This is a genomic window from Streptomyces sp. HUAS TT11 (genome assembly GCF_051553595.1).
Lineage (GTDB): Bacteria > Actinomycetota > Actinomycetes > Streptomycetales > Streptomycetaceae > Streptomyces.
The window spans coordinates 9,653,121-9,668,553 of the sequence record NZ_CP196184.1; the positions used below are offsets into that span (position 1 = coordinate 9,653,121).

Annotated in this window: 15 protein-coding genes; 8 read left to right on the plus strand and 7 right to left on the minus strand. The window is 70.3% G+C overall.

Features of this window, described 5'->3' with window-relative positions:
* Nucleotides 1-67: 67 nt before the first annotated feature.
* Together ACSHXN_RS43465 and ACSHXN_RS43470 are read left to right on the plus strand one after the other, a co-directional pair.
* Nucleotides 68-340 carry a transposase gene (locus tag ACSHXN_RS43465; RefSeq protein WP_438302341.1) on the plus strand — a complete coding sequence of 91 codons (273 nt, stop codon included), beginning with the start codon at nt 68-70 and terminating at the stop codon, nt 338-340.
* 320 nt (nt 341-660) lie between these two features.
* A complete protein-coding gene (locus tag ACSHXN_RS43470; RefSeq protein ID WP_438302340.1) occupies nt 661-2,124 on the plus strand; it encodes a hypothetical protein in 1,464 nt (487 codons plus the stop codon).
* Nucleotides 2,125-3,251: 1,127 nt separating this feature from the next.
* On the opposite strand, the gene ACSHXN_RS43475 is transcribed toward ACSHXN_RS43470, so the two are convergent.
* The 5 genes from ACSHXN_RS43475 to ACSHXN_RS43495 all read right to left on the minus strand — a co-directional run bounded on the left by ACSHXN_RS43475 (nt 3,252) and on the right by ACSHXN_RS43495 (nt 6,895).
* Nucleotides 3,252-3,662, minus strand: coding sequence for a VOC family protein (locus tag ACSHXN_RS43475; RefSeq protein ID WP_438302339.1), 411 nt, complete (start codon nt 3,660-3,662; stop codon nt 3,252-3,254).
* Between the two features lie 294 nt (nt 3,663-3,956).
* Nucleotides 3,957-4,280, minus strand: a complete 324-nt coding sequence (locus ACSHXN_RS43480) for an ANTAR domain-containing protein (RefSeq protein WP_438302338.1) — start codon at nt 4,278-4,280, stop codon at nt 3,957-3,959.
* Between the two features lie 299 nt (nt 4,281-4,579).
* Nucleotides 4,580-5,248, minus strand: coding sequence for a phosphate signaling complex protein PhoU (gene phoU / locus ACSHXN_RS43485; RefSeq protein WP_355136826.1), 669 nt, complete (start codon nt 5,246-5,248; stop codon nt 4,580-4,582).
* A 241-nt stretch (nt 5,249-5,489) separates the two neighbouring features.
* Nucleotides 5,490-6,329: a cytochrome c oxidase assembly protein gene (locus ACSHXN_RS43490; RefSeq protein WP_438302337.1), complete on the minus strand. Its 840-nt coding sequence runs from the start codon at nt 6,327-6,329 to the stop codon at nt 5,490-5,492.
* Complete coding sequence (locus ACSHXN_RS43495) at nt 6,329-6,895, minus strand: DUF2243 domain-containing protein (protein ID WP_355136687.1); 567 nt, start codon at nt 6,893-6,895, stop codon at nt 6,329-6,331. The genes ACSHXN_RS43490 and ACSHXN_RS43495 overlap by 1 nt, the downstream gene beginning before the upstream one ends.
* Nucleotides 6,896-7,524: 629 nt before the next feature.
* On the opposite strand from ACSHXN_RS43495, the gene ACSHXN_RS43500 reads away from it, so the two are divergent.
* The 3 genes from ACSHXN_RS43500 to ACSHXN_RS43510 all read left to right on the plus strand — a co-directional run bounded on the left by ACSHXN_RS43500 (nt 7,525) and on the right by ACSHXN_RS43510 (nt 11,916).
* Complete coding sequence (locus ACSHXN_RS43500) at nt 7,525-7,845, plus strand: hypothetical protein (protein WP_438302336.1); 321 nt, start codon at nt 7,525-7,527, stop codon at nt 7,843-7,845.
* A 723-nt stretch (nt 7,846-8,568) separates the two neighbouring features.
* Entirely contained in the window at nt 8,569-10,971 is a 2,403-nt protein-coding gene (locus ACSHXN_RS43505; RefSeq protein WP_438302335.1) for a Pls/PosA family non-ribosomal peptide synthetase, read from the plus strand.
* A 177-nt stretch (nt 10,972-11,148) separates the two neighbouring features.
* A complete protein-coding gene (locus tag ACSHXN_RS43510; protein ID WP_438302334.1) occupies nt 11,149-11,916 on the plus strand; it encodes an alpha/beta fold hydrolase in 768 nt (255 codons plus the stop codon).
* Nucleotides 11,917-12,042: 126 nt separating this feature from the next.
* Here ACSHXN_RS43510 and ACSHXN_RS43515 read toward each other — a convergent pair whose 3' ends face one another.
* Both ACSHXN_RS43515 and ACSHXN_RS43520 read right to left on the minus strand, forming a co-directional pair.
* A complete protein-coding gene (locus tag ACSHXN_RS43515; RefSeq protein ID WP_438302333.1) occupies nt 12,043-12,420 on the minus strand; it encodes a PIN domain-containing protein in 378 nt (125 codons plus the stop codon).
* Nucleotides 12,417-12,671, minus strand: a complete 255-nt coding sequence (locus tag ACSHXN_RS43520) for a ribbon-helix-helix protein (protein ID WP_438302332.1) — start codon at nt 12,669-12,671, stop codon at nt 12,417-12,419. The genes ACSHXN_RS43515 and ACSHXN_RS43520 overlap by 4 nt, the downstream gene beginning before the upstream one ends.
* Before the next feature lie 672 nt (nt 12,672-13,343).
* Here ACSHXN_RS43520 and ACSHXN_RS43525 point away from each other — a divergent pair.
* The 3 genes from ACSHXN_RS43525 (at nt 13,344) to ACSHXN_RS43535 (ending at nt 15,405) form a co-directional block, all read left to right on the plus strand.
* On the plus strand, nt 13,344-14,093 hold the full coding sequence (locus ACSHXN_RS43525) for an alpha/beta fold hydrolase (RefSeq protein WP_438302331.1): 750 nt from the start codon (nt 13,344-13,346) through the stop codon (nt 14,091-14,093).
* Between the two features lie 189 nt (nt 14,094-14,282).
* The gene (locus tag ACSHXN_RS43530; RefSeq protein WP_438302330.1) at nt 14,283-14,888 is read left to right on the plus strand and encodes a hypothetical protein; all 606 of its coding nucleotides are present in this window, start codon (nt 14,283-14,285) and stop codon (nt 14,886-14,888) included.
* Between the two features lie 151 nt (nt 14,889-15,039).
* On the plus strand, nt 15,040-15,405 hold the full coding sequence (locus tag ACSHXN_RS43535; protein ID WP_355136673.1) for a hypothetical protein: 366 nt from the start codon (nt 15,040-15,042) through the stop codon (nt 15,403-15,405).
* Nucleotides 15,406-15,433 lie beyond the last annotated feature (28 nt).

A 15,433-nucleotide genomic window follows, 5' to 3' on the forward strand; every position in this document is an offset into this window, starting at 1 on the left:
AACACCCTGACCTGGGCCAGACCTGGGCCGTGTCTTCAAAAGATCTCGAGTGGTGGATCAGTGTTGGGTGATATGTCGCCATGAACTGTCCGATGCCGAGTGGGAGTTCGTCGGGCCCCTGCTGGTGTCACTGCGTGGCCGGGGGCGGTTGGGCGACCGCACGGTGCTCGACGGGATCGTGTGGAAGTTCCGCACGGGGACGGCCTGGCGGGACGTGCCGCAGCGGTACGGCCCGTGGGCCGTGCTGCACGCCTGCTTTCGGCGGTGGGCGCTGGAGGGCGCATTCGAGTGCATGCCGCTGCGCCCCGGAATGCCGCACTCAGGCATGCCGACAGGCTAACGGCCCGTGAAGCTCCCGACGTCGATGCCATCCCTTCTGAGCCCGCAGACTGCGGCTGCTGCCCGCATGCTCGAACGAAGACGCACGTTTGATGACGCGCGCAGGGTCCGGTGCACCGACATGTGCAAGGTTCGTGCGGCTGGTGACGATCAAGACACCTGTGACCGTAGCGAGGCGTGGTCGTGATCTCGACTTGGCAGGGTGGCCACATGCGCACTCTGCGGCGGGACCGTCGCCCCCGCAGGGGCTTGAGTCGGGAAGCGGGCCCGGTCATCCGTGCGTGCACGGCTGCCGTCGGTCTTCTGCTCTCGCTGGCCGCCATGACGTCCGTCCTCTCCGGGTGCTCCTCGAGCGGGGCCGACGTGAAGCTGGTCGTTCCCTCGGTCTTCTACGTTTCCCGCGATCCACAACAGGCCGTATCTGACCTGCGGGTCGAAGAGAGAGCCGGCGGTGCGACGGTCAGGCTGAGGGTGACCTTCGACGCGAGTGATCTGAAGGGCGTCGTCACCGTCAAGCGGGCGCTCGATGCATGTGTTGTCCACTTGCCCGTCTACCACTGCGTCACGCAGGCGGGTCCAACGGGTGGAGGGGGCATCCAGGCCTTCCACCTGAGTCCCGCGAAAGGCGCGAAGGCGGGCGACTTCGCGGTGCTGCGCTACCGTGTGACCGCGCCCGGCCTGCCGCCGGTCAGCGGTCACTCCCTCATCGTGGTCGGCAGACCGAAGCTCCGGGTCTGGCTTCACCCCGATCCGGGCCCGGTGACACCTGGCGGGAGCCTGTCGGTCCGGCTGACCGTACGCAACGTCGGCGACGTGCCCGCCCGCGGAGTGGCCCTGCGCATGGAAGCACGCGATGGCATCACCCTGACCGACCGGCACCGCAACTGCCGCTATCGAGGCGGCACTTCGGCGTGGTGTCGGCTCCTCGCGGACGACATCGTCATTCCGCCCGGCCGGTCGTACGGCCTGGGTGCCCGCGAGCACTTGCGGGCCGCACGGGATGCCACCTATCCGACCGTCACCTTCAGTGCTGATGCCATCGGCACCGACTACGTTCCCCCGGCCGAAATCGCATCAAGGTACCGGCCCGGCAGCGGGCCTCCACTGCATTTCGTTCCGGCCTCCCAGACCGACGCCGGTGTGACGAGCACAGTCGGCGACGATCCACAGGTGCTCCACGTGAGCGTTGACAACCGGAGCGAGTTGGCCGCAGTCGCCGACACAGCGCGCGGTCCCATCGGCAGTCTGTCCACCGTGCGGATCGGCGTGCGGAACAACGGTCCCGGTTCGCTGACGGCAGCGGTGAAGGTCGTCTTCACGGTGCCCGAGGGCACCACTGTCATGGCGTCGCCGTACAGCTTCGAACGTGACGAGGAGGTGATCGCCCAGGACTGCCGGGCCGTCACCGCCGACGGCACGCCACTTGCGGAAGCCTCCGCAAGGCAGCCGAGTGCCAGACGGTACGTGTGCACGGCGCGCGTCGGAGCGGTGGGGGCCACGACGACGTTCCCGTTCACACTGCGCATCGACAAGAACAGCGCCGACGGCAGCGGCCGGGTCACGGTCTCGGACAGCGACCCGAGACGCCCCAGCGGCGACACCGAGCCGGCTGACGACGCGGCGGACGTCGCTGTGTCCGTGTGGCCGGGGCCGGCCTGGGCCACCCCCGGCTTCTACATCGCCGCTGCCGTCGTCATCCCGCTGCTCAGCCTCGCCGTCGCCTTGTATGTGCGGCGCCGAAGGCTCTTCCGCCACCGCGAAGAGATGACACCCCCCGCAAGGTGAGGCCGACGCGGAGCATGGAATACCCCAGAGACAGGACAAGGCGAGACCGGGACGATCAAAGGCCCTCAAGGTCAACGCCAACACCACCAGCCCGGGTGTGATGAAGAATCTCAAACAAGGCCGGCGACGCCGGTCCACATCACTGCAGCCAGACATGTGGCCGCGCCCAGCCCGACCAGGGCGTGTCTTCAAAACTTGCGGCGCTGAACACCGACTTCCATCCGGCCGCTGTCATCGGCATGTTGTGTTTGCCCGGTCAGAGCATGGCCGGCTCCGGGCCTGCCTCCGTTTTTGTCGGCAGTCGTTGTCGCTGAACGTCCTTGAGCCGGTGCCGCTTCAGCCGCCGCGCATGGTGTCCGGCGGCGTGAACAACGTGCGGCATGCACAACCGGCCAGGACCGGCGGGCAAGGGACCCGGAGCCGCGTGTGCAGCTGTGGCATGTCCCTCACGCGGCTGCCCGTGTGCGTCGGGTGAGCGGGCGGAGGGCGTCTTCCCGCACGGTGCGCAGGGTGCGGCCGCGGAGGGTGCGCAGCACGGGCCGCATCTGCAGGGGCAGGCCCTGGTTGAGGTGGCGGGGCAGGTCCTCGCGCCGGCCCCTCGTGCAGGACGGTGGGGTACGGGCCCGTGCGCCGGCGGGGCTTGTCGATGTCGTACGAGGTCATCCCGGACCGGGCCATGTGCGGCGGCGGTTCCGCGGCTCCCTGGGTCGGGCCGCGCAACGCGTGGAGCGACTGCGGCAGTCGGCGGCGGAGCTTGTCCCGGTACAGCGCGAGGTCCTCGGCGTCCGCGCCCGGGAGGTTCGTCGTTGCCGGTGCGGGGTGCTGCGGGGTGGAGGGCATGGTTCCGTGTAGCGGGCACACGTCGTGCGGTGTGCTGCGGGTTGGAGGGCATGGTTCCGTATGGCGGGCACACGTCGTTGCGGGGTGTTGGGGGTTGGAGGGGATGGTTCCGTGTGGCGGGCATACGTCGTTGCGGGGTGTGGTGGGCGTGCCGGTGTCCGGGGCGGGTGCGGGTGCGGGTGCGGGTGCGGGGGAGGGTATGGCCGTGTCCGGCGTGCACGGGGTGATGGGCGCGGCCGCCGGCCGGGCGCCGCTTGGGCGCCCGACCGGCTGCGGGCGGACTGCTGTCAGCCCTGCGGCTGGGCGATGTTGACCATCCAGGTGATGCCGAAGCGGTCCGTGCACATGCCGAACACGTCGCCCCACATCTGCTTGTCCAGGGGGACGGCGACGGTGGCGCCGTCGGACAGCTTTTCCCAGTAGCCGCGCAGTTCCGTGTCGTCGTCGCCGCTCAGGCTCACGGAGTAGGCGTTTCCCGGTTTGTGTTCGCCGGCGGGGGTGTCGGCGCCCATCAGCGTGTAGTTGCTGGGGGTTTCGAGCATGCCGTGCATGATTTTGTCGGCCATGGCGGTGTCGGGTTGGCCGGCCTCGCCGTAGGTGCTGAGGACCAGGGTGCCGCCGAAGACCTCCTTGTAGAACTCAAGGGCCTGCCGGGCGTCGCCGGCGAACATCAGGTACGGGTTGAGACGTGAGGCCATGATTCCTCCCGGATGGGGGTGAGCGGTCAGTTGCGCCGCACCCTAGCGGCGGCCACTGACAACGGGCCCGGGCCACACAGCGCGTTGCGACATCTTCCGGCGCCCGGCGGCGAGCCGGCCTGGACCCGGTGTCCGACTGTCGTTGCCGGCCGGCCTGCGTCCAGGCCGGAACTGCGGTCGGGTCGTCCGGGTGGATCGCGGGGTGCACCGCCAAGAACCGCGGTGCCGGCCCCGGTCACGTGAAGCGATGCCGTAGCAGCCGGGGTTCACAGCACGAGGCTGGACGGTGTGGGATCAGTTCTCGCCGTCCAGCCTGCGGGCCAGTTCTTTGCGGATGTCTGCCGTGAGGTTGCCGGTGACACCCAATGTGACGGCCAGGTCGGCCACGTGCCGCAGTTTGGTGTTCGTACACATGGACGTCTCGCACAGCAGGTCCCAGGCCTCCGCGGGGGTCAGACGTCCCACGGCGACCACGACACCGATCGCCTGATCGATCACGGCGTGGGAGTGCACGGCACGCTCGAGCTGGGCGACCTTGGCCTGGAGTTGCTGAACCTCGTCGGCAGGACTCCCCGGCTCCTGAACCACGCCGGGGGACTCGTGCGAGCGGATATCCACGTTCCCTCCGAGATAGGGGGTGACCGCATTCCCTAAGACGCCTGTCCGGCCGTGCGCCGGTCATGCCTGCGTTCTTCCCTTCACCCTCACACTGAAGGACATCCCCGTGCAACAGCGACACCACCTGCACCACCGGGGGAAGACGCCGTGTGCGGAAGGCGGCTGATCCAGGAACGCCTGACCTCTGCCGAAGCGCGATCAGCGTTGCTGTCCCCCCGGCTCGCCTGCTGCACAGCCTGGGAACGGGCGGGCACGGCGCAACCCGAGAGCGGGCACGAGTACCCGGTTCCGGTCCGGGGTCAGGCGGGCTCGTTCGCGGCAATCTCGTCGGCGTGCTCGCCCGTCACCAGGTAGATGACGCGCCGGGCCACCGAGACCGCGTGGTCGGCGAACCGCTCGTAGTAGCGGCCGACGAGGGTGACGTCCACGGCGGTTTCCACGCCGTGCTGCCACCGGTCGTCCATCAGGTGCTGGAAGATCATGCGGTGCAGCTCGTCCATGCGGTCGTCGTCCTTCTCCACCTGCAGGGCCGCATCGACATCCTGGGTGAGGACCACCTCGGCGGCCTGCGCCATCAGGCGCTGCGCGAGCTGGCCCATCTCCAAAATCGTGCGGCGCAGATCGCGCGGCACCGCCTTCTCGGGGTAGCGCATCCGGGCCAGCTTGGCCACATGCTGGGCCAGGTCACCGCAGCGCTCCAGGTCCGCGCTCATCCGCAGCGACGTGACCACGATGCGCAGGTCGGTGGCGACCGGCTGCTGCCGCGCCAGTACCGCGATCGCCTGGTTCTCCAGGTCACGCTGGAGGTCATCGACCTTCTCGTCGGCCGCTATCACGCGCTCGGCAAGCTCCAGATCGGCATCCATGAGAGCGGTCGTGGCCCGGCCGATGGCCGAGCCGACCAGGTTCGCCATCTCCACCAGGCGATCACTGATCGAGGCCAGCTCCTCGTGATAGACCTTCCGCATCATGTCCCCACCCTCCGTCGTGCGGGGCCGACCGCCGACCCCTATCAAATTCGAACACATCATGCAGGAACCGCTCAGCTTCTGCCCGGCCCCGGGCAGGTCAGCCGCCCTGCCCGGGGCCGGCGTGGATGGTTGCCGGCCGTGTCGTCGCCGGCCGTCCGTCCTTGGACGACAAGGCCGGGAGGCGAGCTGCCGGGCACGACTGGGGCACGCCGGGAGGCCGGTCGGCAGCGGTCCTGGCCTACCGGGGTGCCGGTGCGCCTGCCCTCGGGCCGGGTTTCGGGGTCATCGTGACGGCCTTGGTGCGGCGCTCGGGACGCCAGGTCGCCATCAGCGCGCCGGCCAGCAGGAGTTCGGCGATGTCCCCGCCGTAGTACATGATCTCCGCGCCCTGCTGCACCTGGCTGATGGGGGCGCGGATGTCGACGAAGAACCCGCCGTACATGGCCTGGGCGATCAGGGCGTGTGCGGTGATGGCAGCGCCCAGGTATACGAGGCGGGCCCGCACGCCGGGCCGGGCGGGTGCGGGGTCGGGGCCGGCGATGGCGTGGGCGAGCAGGCAGCCGGAGGCCAGGAAGTGCGCGTGCATGAGCCAGTGCCCTGCCGGGTGGCCCCAGGCGGTGTTGTACAGGGGGGTGAAGTACAGCGCGGCCAGGGAGCCGGTGCTCAGCGCGAACGCCGTCGCGGGATGCGCCGGCACGCGGGCGGGCCGGCTGTGCAGGACCGCCGTCACCTTGCGGGCTGTGGAGGTGGGCAGTGTGCGCAGCAGGAGCGTGAGCGGTGCGGCGAGCACGAGGGCTTGCGGGGCGTACATGCCGATGAGCATGTGCTGGGCCATGTGGGCGCGGAAGTCTGTGTGCGCGGTTGAGTCCAGCGGCGGCAGCAGCCCGACGGCGAGCAGAGCCAGCCCTGTAACGAACGACGTCGTCCGCCAGGTACTCCAGCCCCGTGCCCGGTTGCGGCGCCGAGCCTGTTGCGCAGCGAGCAGGTAGGCGCCGCCGGCTGCGAGGAGGAGGAGCAGCGCGGTCAGGGACGTCCACGGCAGGCTCGTTCCGCCGTCGTGGTGGTGCATGCCGTCCATCAGGTGCGGCCTTGGTGCGTCACGGCGCCGCGGTCGCTCCCGGGGTCGACGGGTCGGCCGCTGCGCTGGAGCAGGTAGCCGCCGATCAGGAACAGGCCGCCCAGGACGAGGAAGCCGGTGTCCCACCAGGCCTGGTAGGGGCCGCCGTGAACGTGGTGGATGCCCAGGATCTGGTGGTCCAGGATGCCCTCGACCAGGTTGAACAGGCCCCAGCCGACGAGCATCCAGCCCCACAGGACCCGCGAGGTCCACACGGCCCGCCGGTTGTGGGTGACACGCGCATACAGCAGGGCCAGGCCCCACAGGACCGCGATCCAGCACACGGCGTGGAAGATGCCGTCCCACAGGGTGTTCATCTCCAGCCCCGAGACCGTGTGGGGGTTGTAGTACTTCACCCCGATGCGGTCGTGGTTGGTGCTGGAGAGCATGTGGTGCCACTGCAGGAGCTGGTGCAGCAGGATGCCGTCGACGAACCCGCCGAGGCCCACTCCAAGGACGATTCCGGGCAGTTGCAGACTGCTCGGTGCCGTCGCAAGCGCCCAGGCCGGGCCCGCTGCGGTGGCCATCACTGGGCTCCATCCCGTCGACAGTGGGCATACGAAACTCGCCGTTAGGGCTTCCCGCCCTTCCCGCCTGACTCACTCTGCGTGCGGGGCTTCAGCCATCTCGCCCATCCGCGCACCATCACGCCCCCTCCCGCCCCTCCCCGCCCCTCCCCGCCCCTCCCCGCCCCTCCCCGCCCCTCCCCGTCCCTCACCGTCCCTCACCGTCCCTCCCGTCCCCTCCCGTTCCCTTCCGTCCGCCGCCGCCCACATCGGGGCGTGGTTTTCCCTGGTGGCCGGGGGGGAGCGCGCCACGGCACGGGTGAGAGGTGAGGAATGTCCCCGGCCGGCCGATTGTGTGCTCCCGCCGATAACCTGTGTCGGCGCCGGGTGCCGTGCTGCGACACTTCCCGCCATGACCGCACCCGAGCTCGGCGAAGAGGACTACCTCCGGGAGATCGAGCGTCTCGCCCACCGCGTCAGCGTGGAGGCCTTTCGGGAAGGCTGGGTCTGCCTCCCGGCCGACCCCGAGGATGCGACACCGCTGCAGGCGAGCGTGAACGCCCTGGCCCGGGCCCTGCGCAGCTACCACTTCCCGGGCGACGGATGCACGCAGGAGGACCGGCCCCTGACCAGACTGGTCGGGGGCCGCCGTGTTCAGGCCCCAGGTCATGCCGGCCGGGGTCCAGGAGAGCTACGAGGAGGCGTGTGCGCGCCTCGGCGTCGCGCCCAGGCCCGAGGGCTGGGCCTTGTGGAACACCTGGGGTGAGGGGGATCTGGAGGTGACCTTGGTGGTGTCCGCCATCGAGACCACCGAGGGGCTGCTGGAGAACTGGTCACGGGGCAGGTCCGTCGACCCCGTATCGCCGCTGCCGTCCCAGATCGCCCTGGTCCGCCGGGGCTGGATCGGACCGATGACGTTGGCGCCCCGCGCCGCCCACCGGGCCGGCCTGGCCGGCCGGCCGCTGTCCTAGGCAGCCCCCGCCCCTGGCAGCCCTCGCCCCTGCACCCGGCAGCGCAGGCCAGACGGGACGAAGGCGAAGGGCATCGACGGCCCCACGGCCGGCACCGCAGGCCAGTCAGGCCAGGCCGGGCCACGCGAGGCGAGTCAAAGGCGCCGGATGCCCGGTGTCCGACGCCTGACCCTCGATACCGGATGCCCGAGCCCCAAGGCCCAAGCCCCAAGCCCCAAAGCCCAAGCCCCGAGCCCCAAGCCCCAAAGCCCAAGCCCCAAAGCCCAAGCCCCGTACCCGTACGCGGGCGGGTGTGCCCGTACCCGCCACCGGCCCGGGCGGGTGGCGGCCCGCAGGGCCCGGCGGGCGGGTCGGCCTGTCGGGCCTGCGTACCGGGGGCGCGGTATGCAGTTCCGGTGGCCGTGGTGGGGGTGATGGCGGAGACTGGGTGTGTTCTCGGTGCCCGGCGGAGTCGAGCTGACCTTCCTTGCCCGGGCCGGAACGCCCGCCCGGGGGGAGGTCGCGTGGAGTCGTATCGGCGACCGAGTATCTCGAAGGGCCTGTCATATGGTGCGTCCTGCCGGAATTTCGGCATCTGAAACCGACACGTCTGAAACCGACACGTCTCCCGATACGTCTGAAACCGATACGTCGGGAAACGGCAACCACGGGTATGTCGATTCACCAGCTGCTCTCCAGAGTCGGTTCGCCGACGTCCTCGCCGGGGTCCTGCAGAGGGACCAGGTGAGCCTCGACGGGCACTTCTTCGAGGAGCTGGGCGCGAATTCACTGGTCATGGCGCAGTTCTGCGCGCGGGTGAGGAAACGCGCGGACCTGCCCTCGGTGTCGATCAAGGACATCTATCAGCATCCGACGATTAGGAGCCTGGCCGCTGCGGTGGGCGGGGACGGCGAGGAGCCGGCGCCCGAACCCGAGTCGGGGCCGGTGCAGGCGGAAGCGCCGGTCCGGGTCAGTACCCGCCGCTACATGCTGTGCGGGGCGGTGCAGATGCTGCTGTTCGTCGGCTACGTCTTCGTCGTCGGGCTGGTGGCCGCCCGCGGCTACCACTGGGTGGCCGCGGGTGAGGGGGTGCTGCGCATCTACCTGCGGTCGGTGGTGTTCGGCGGGGCCGGTTTCGTGGCGCTGTGCGTTTTCCCGATCGCGGCCAAGTGGATCCTGGTGGGCCGTTGGAAAGCCGGCGAGTTCCCGCTGTGGGGGCTTGCCTACGTGCGGTTTTGGATCGTGCGGGTGCTGGTGCGCGCCAACCCGATGTTCTTCTTCGTGGGCAATCCGCTCTACGTGCTGTATCTGCGCCTGTTGGGCGCGCGGATCGGCAGCGGTGTCACGATCCTCTCCCGCCGCATACCGGTGTGCACCGACCTGTTGACGATCGGGGACGACACGGTGCTGCGCAAGGAGTCGTTCTTCCTGTGCTACCGGGCGCAAGGCGGCCGTATCCAGACCGGCCCGGTCACCTTCGGCAGCAACGTCGTGATCGGCGAGAAGACCGTCTTCGACATCGACACCTTCGTCGGTGACGGTGCCCGGCTGGGCCACGCCTCCTCACTGCACCGCGGCCAGCGCATCCCGGGCGGCGAGTACTGGCACGGCTCACCGGCGCAGCCGGCCCGCACCGGCATGACGCCGGTGCCGCCGGCGCGCTGCGGCACCGCCCGCCGAACCGCCTATGCGGCGATGACGTTGGCGCAGGTTCTGTTCGTGGTGGTGCCGCTGGCGGTGGGCGGCTCCTACATGCTGCTGGCCACCTCCCCGGCGATCGCCCGCACGGTGGGCACCACCGCAACGGACACGCCCGGCATCACCACGGCCGGCTTCTACACCGACGCGCTGCGGGTGTCGGCGCTTGTGTTCTTCGGATTCGTCGTCCTGGGCACCACGGCGCTGTGCACGGTGCCGCGCCTGCTCAACCGGCTGGTCAAACCGGACACCGTGTATCCGCTGTACGGGATGCACTACTCGGCGCACCGGACGATCGCCCGCACCACCAACGTCAAGTTCTTCAAGCGGCTGTTCGGCGACAGCTCCTACATCGTCCACTACCTCAAAGGGCTCGGCTACAAGCTCACCCCGGTGCAGCAGACCGGCTCCAACTTCGGCACCGAGGTGGAGCACGAGTCGCCGTTCCACAGCGCGGTGGGGACCGGCACGATGGTGGCCGACGGCCTGTCCGTGGTGAACGCCGACTTCTCCAGCACCTCCTTCCGCGTCGGCGAGGCGCGGATCGGCCGGGACAACTTCATCGGCAACAACATCGCCTTCCCCGTCGGCGCCCGCACCGGCGACAACTGCCTGCTGGCGACGAAGGTGATGGTGCCGCTGGACGGTCCGGTTCACGAGGGGGTCGGCCTGCTCGGCTCGCCGCCCTTCGAGATCCCGCGGTCGGTGGAGCGCGACAGCCGCTTCGACCACTTCCTGGCCGGCGACGAACTGCCCCGCCACCTCGCCGTGAAGAACCGCTACAACCTGGCCACCATGGGCCTGTTCCTGGGCGCCGGCTGGGTGTACTTCTTCGCCATAACCCTCCTGGGCATGGCCACTCTCGCCGCCCGCGGCGCGGCGGGATCGGTGATGGTCGCCGTGTCCACGGCGCTCACCGTGGTGTTCACCGCCTTCTACCTCATCCTCGTGGAACGCCTGGTGGGCCGGTTCCGCCCACTGCGCCCGCAGTTGTGCTCGATCTACCACCGGGACTTCTGGCTGCACGAGCGGCTGTGGAAGCTGCCCGTGGAGTACTTCCACATCTTCAACGGCACCCCCTTCAAACCGCTGGCCTGGCGTCTGATGGGGGCCCGGGTCGGCCGGCGGGTCTTCGACGACGGCTGCTACCTCACCGACCGCACGCTGGCCGCGATCGGCGACGACTGCACCCTCAACCTCGCCAGCAGGATCCAGTGCCACTCGCAGGAGGACGGCACGTTCAAGTCCGACCACAGCACGCTGCACTGCGGCGTCACCCTCGGCGTGGCCGCCCATGTCCACTACGGCGTGAGCGTGGGAGCGGACGCCACCTTGGCACCCGACTCGTTCCTCATGAAGGGCGAGGAAGTCCCCGCCGGGGCCCGCTGGTACGGAAACCCCGCCACCGAGACCAGGACCGAACGCCGCTGCCCCGTCCCCGCATCCTGACCACCCACCCACCCTGCAGCCGAACGAACCCCTCCACGCGGGCCCTCCCACGCGGGCCCGCGTGCGGCGCACCCGGTCGGTGCACCCGCACGATCCCGCGCCGGGCCGACGGCGGTGCGCCGAGCCCCGGTGGGTTTGCTCGGCTGCCGTCGATCTTGAGTGCAAGGGGAGCAGGCTGTGCGCGACGCCGTCGTGACACCCGAGGGTGACCGGATCCGCTGGGTCGAGCTGCCGGGGCGCGAACCCGCACGCGTCTACGTCCACGGTCTGGGCGCCACGTCGCCGGCCTACTTCACCCAGGTTGCGGTCCATCCGCTGCTGGCCGGCCTGCGTTCGCTGCTGATCGACCTGCTCGGGCATGGCATCAGCGACCGGCCGACGGACTTCGACTACACCCTGCACTCGCACGCCGATGCCCTCGCCGCGGCACTGACCTTTGCGGGTGTCACCGGCGCCGAACTGATCGCGCACAGCATGGGCGGCTCGGTGGCCGTCGTGCTGGCCACCCGCCACCCCCACCTGGTCTCCCGCCTGGTCCTGGTCGACGCCAACCTCGACCCGATCCCGCCCGACCCCACCTCCGCGGGCAGCAGCGGCATCGCCGCCTACTCCGAGCAGGAGTTCCTGGCGGGCGGCTGGAAAGACATCCGCGACCGGGCCGGCGCCCACTGGTGGGCCACGAGGCGCCTGGCCGGCCGGGAGGCCCTGCACCGCAGCGCGGTCCACCTCACCCGCGGCTCCGTCCCCACCATGCGTGAGCTGCTGCTGGAGTTGGCCATTCCCCGCGCCTACCTGCTGCCCGAGGCCGACGGCCCGCTCCCGGGCACCGATGCGCTCACCGCAGCCGGGGTGAGCGTGGTCCCGGTCCCGGAGTGCGGGCACAACATGATGCTGGACAACCCGGAAGGCTTCGCCCGCGTCACCGCGGCGGCGCTGGCCGACTGACACCGGCAAGAAGTAGGCAGTCCGCGCGGTGGACAGGGCACGACGAGAGCAGGACCGCACCCGCCCCACGTGCGATGACGAACCATCAGACCGTGCGGGCTGTCCCCCTCCTGCATCCGCTCGTGGTTACTCTGCCGGATTCAGCGCAGTGATGCCGGTGCCTGCATACAGCCGGGGATCGAGGGAGAGGACGGTGACGGGATCACCCGCTTTCGCGGCCTGCCGGGCGATTGCCGCACAGTGGGCCACCGGCCACTCGCTGCTTGGCCACACTATGGCTTGCCGGGCATGCAGCGAGGTGAACGGCACCTGTTCGGCGAAGCGGAGCGATGCGGCGTGGGCGCCGGAGCCTGGGGTGCGGCGCTCAGCGGCCACGACGGCCAGCGACGGGATGAGGACGCGCCCGGTACCCCGGGAGGCCTCGATGTACAAGCCGGCGAAAAAGTGGTCTGCCCGGTACAGGGCGGTCAGCGCGGTGTGATCCAAGACGGCTGTCAGACTCACGCTGTAGCGCTGCTCTGGTGTGCGCGGATCTTCTCCCAGGCGGACCGGCCTGCGTCCTCGACCTGCGCGGTGTAGTCGACACCAAGCTCCTGTGCAGCTTCAGCGGCGCGTTCTGCCCGCTCGGCCTCGGTCAGTTCGCCTGTGGCGAGCTCCTCCAGCAATTCCGTGATCGTCGTACCGCGTTCCGCTGCGAGAATGCGCAGTCGGTCGCGTACAGCCTCTGTGGTCTTGATGCTGGTCGGTTTACTCATACCGGAATTCTACCACCGGTAGAATCTGTATCGGTGTGCCTGTCGAACCATCAGGTCGAGGAACGGTCCCTGTGCCTCAGGGTTGCCCCCGGTCATCGCTGGGCGTTCGGTATGTACACGAAAGGGCATCCACGGTTTGCCGGGGGGCCAGGCCGGCCACTTGTCTCCCGCGCCCTGGCCGCCTGTCTTCAAAACGCCCTCGTCGGATTCCCGGGATCGCACAACGCTGGTGGGGCGTCCTCGGCGGAAGTGGGCCCGGATGCAGGGCGACGAATCCGTACCCCATCTGCGGCGTGCCGGCGGACCGGGCCAAAGGCTCGACATCGTGCCCCCGGCCGACGCGACCCCGACCTCACTCTCGTGGCCGTCCAGGCTTCACTCGTGCGGCCGTTCACGCCCCACTCGTGCAGCCGTTCAGGCCTGACCCATGTGGCGGTACAGACTTGCTGCACCGGTTCGACCGGCACCGGCCGCCGCTGCGGCCGGTGCCGGTCGCGCCACGTCCGCCCCCCGGCCCGCACCCCTCCCAGGACTCTCACGCGATTAGATTGCGCACAATGTAAACGTGTACTAGGTTTCTCGGTGTCGCCCCGGGCCGGCAGGCCAGGGGAGAGGCAGTGCCACAACTGCGCCGTCCATGGCGCGCTTTGATGAGAAGGAGAGTGTCCCGTCATGAACCTCAAGCCCGTGAACCACTCGGCCGGCACCCCGTCCCTCCCGACGATCGTGCTGGTGCACGGCGCGTTCGCGGACTCCTCCAGCTGGAACGGGGTCATCGAGCGCCTGCAGCGCGCGGGATATCCGGTCATCGCCGCCGCCAACCCGCTGCGCGGCCTGGCCGACGACGCCGCCTATGTCGCGAGCGTGCTGGAGGGTGTGCAGGGGCCGGTGGTACTCGCCGGCCACTCCTACGGCGGCGCCGTGATCAGCGAAGCCGCGGTCGGCAACACGCAGGTCAAGGCGCTCGTCTACATCGCCGCCTTCACTCCCGACGAGGGTGAGAGCGCGCTGGAGCTGTCCGGCAAGTTCCCCGGCAGCACCCTGGGCGCCGCCCTCACCCCCGTCCCCTTCCCGCTTCCCGGCGGCACCGGCACCGACCTGTACATCGAACCCGCAAAGTTCCACGACCAGTTCGCCGCCGACGTGCCCGAGCCGGTCACCGCCCTGATGGCCGCCACCCAGCGCCCGGTCGCCGCATCGGCCCTGGAGGAGAAGGCGAGTGCGGCCGCCTGGAAGACCATCCCCTCCTTCAGCCTGATCGCCACCGAGGACTACAACATCCCGCCGGCCGCCCAGCAGTTCATGGCCGAGCGCGCCCACGCCCACACCGTCGAGGTGAAGGCCTCCCACGCGGTCGCGGTCTCCCGGCCCGACGCGGTCGCCCGCCTGATCGAGCAGGCCGCCCAGTCCCTCGCCCACTGACACCCCGCCCGGCCCGCCCGCCCGCCCGGCCGGCGCCGCGCGGGCGGGCCCGCCGTGGGCCGGCAGGCGTGCCGGGCGGTGCAGCGCTCGGGCGGGTGCCCTGGGCGGCGTACAGCGCTCGGGCGGGTGCCGGCCGCTACCGGCCGGCCGGGCGTGGGCCCTGTCCTGCACCCGGCGTAACCTCCGGGCATGGCCCGCATGGCGCAGCCGGTACCGGTCACGGCCTTCAGCCTGGTGCGCGTGGACTTCCACACGTTCGAGTTGACCGACTCCCACCGGCGCGCCCCGGCAGGTTTCGGCCCGTCCAACGGATTGGTCTTCTCACAGCCGGGCATGGCCGTGATCTGCACCGGCATCAGCACGGGCTGGGTCCACGTCCGGGTGCGGGTGCGGGTGCGTCCCCCCACCCGCGTGGAGAGGGGCGCATGGGAGGAGATCGCCGACCACAGTGTGGAGACCGCCACCGGCGCGCTGCGCGTCACGAGCGTCATGAGCGACACCCCCCGACTGCCCCTGCTGACGCCGCAGGGACCGGGCACCTATCGCGTTCGGGTACATGCGCGGGGCCGTGACACCGCCTCGGACGGCGACGCCCACGAACCCGTCGAGGACTACCTGCTGATCGGGTGGCCGGCCGGTCCGCAGCCGGACGAGATCCACCGGCATAGGGACCGTTACGGCGCCGGGCTGCGAGCCGGGCCGGGCCGGCCTGCGCCCGCGCCGCCGGCCGGTGATGCCGAGGACGACATCCGGCGGCGCCGGCGCGCACGGCTGCTTCGCCCCCGCACGCCCTGAGCCCTCTTCCGCCGGGCGGGCCGCACCTGTTGCCCCTCACGCCATCGGCTCGGGCCGAGGTCCGCTCCGGTGTCCCGGTCGGCGCCCGGGGCTTTCCTCGACCGGCCCTCTATCCTGAAGCCGCAGCAGGACACGGGGGAAGGAGCAGCGGGTGGACTGGTTCTGGTGGGTCCTCATCATCTTCTGGACGGGCGGCTTCGCGTGGGTGGCCGACAACATCCGCACCGCCCTGCGCAACCGGCATGAACGCAAGATGCAGTTGATGGAGGCGGCCCGGCAGGAACGCCTGGCCGTCGAGGCGGCGCACCAGCCGCCGGAGCCGGTGTGCGGGTGCACGCACCATCTGGCCAAGCACGACAAGCAGGGCCGGTGCCACGAACGCGTCGAGGTGCCCACGGCGTGGGACGAGAACAAAAAGCCCCTGCGCTACGAGGCCGGCCAGTGCAACTGCCAGCAGTACGTGGGACCGCAGCCGCTGTCACAGGTGTTCGCCGAGGAGCTGACCGACCGCGCCTGACCGGACGGCCGCGGGGACTCCAGGGCGG

What these genes read in the sequence shown, in the direction of transcription:
- ACSHXN_RS43525 (WP_438302331.1), top strand. Translation starts at nt 13,344, where the DNA reads ATGAACCTCAAGCCCGTGAACCACTCGGCCGGCACCCCGTCCCTCCCG.
- ACSHXN_RS43470 (WP_438302340.1), top strand. Translation starts at nt 661, where the DNA reads ATGACGTCCGTCCTCTCCGGGTGCTCCTCGAGCGGGGCCGACGTGAAG.
- ACSHXN_RS43490 (WP_438302337.1), bottom strand. Translation starts at nt 6,329, where the DNA reads ATGGACGGCATGCACCACCACGACGGCGGAACGAGCCTGCCGTGGACG.
- ACSHXN_RS43475 (WP_438302339.1), bottom strand. Translation starts at nt 3,662, where the DNA reads ATGGCCTCACGTCTCAACCCGTACCTGATGTTCGCCGGCGACGCCCGG.
- ACSHXN_RS43530 (WP_438302330.1), top strand. Translation starts at nt 14,283, where the DNA reads ATGGCCCGCATGGCGCAGCCGGTACCGGTCACGGCCTTCAGCCTGGTG.
- ACSHXN_RS43520 (WP_438302332.1), bottom strand. Translation starts at nt 12,671, where the DNA reads ATGAGTAAACCGACCAGCATCAAGACCACAGAGGCTGTACGCGACCGA.
- phoU (WP_355136826.1), bottom strand. Translation starts at nt 5,248, where the DNA reads ATGCGGAAGGTCTATCACGAGGAGCTGGCCTCGATCAGTGATCGCCTG.
- ACSHXN_RS43495 (WP_355136687.1), bottom strand. Translation starts at nt 6,895, where the DNA reads ATGGCCACCGCAGCGGGCCCGGCCTGGGCGCTTGCGACGGCACCGAGC.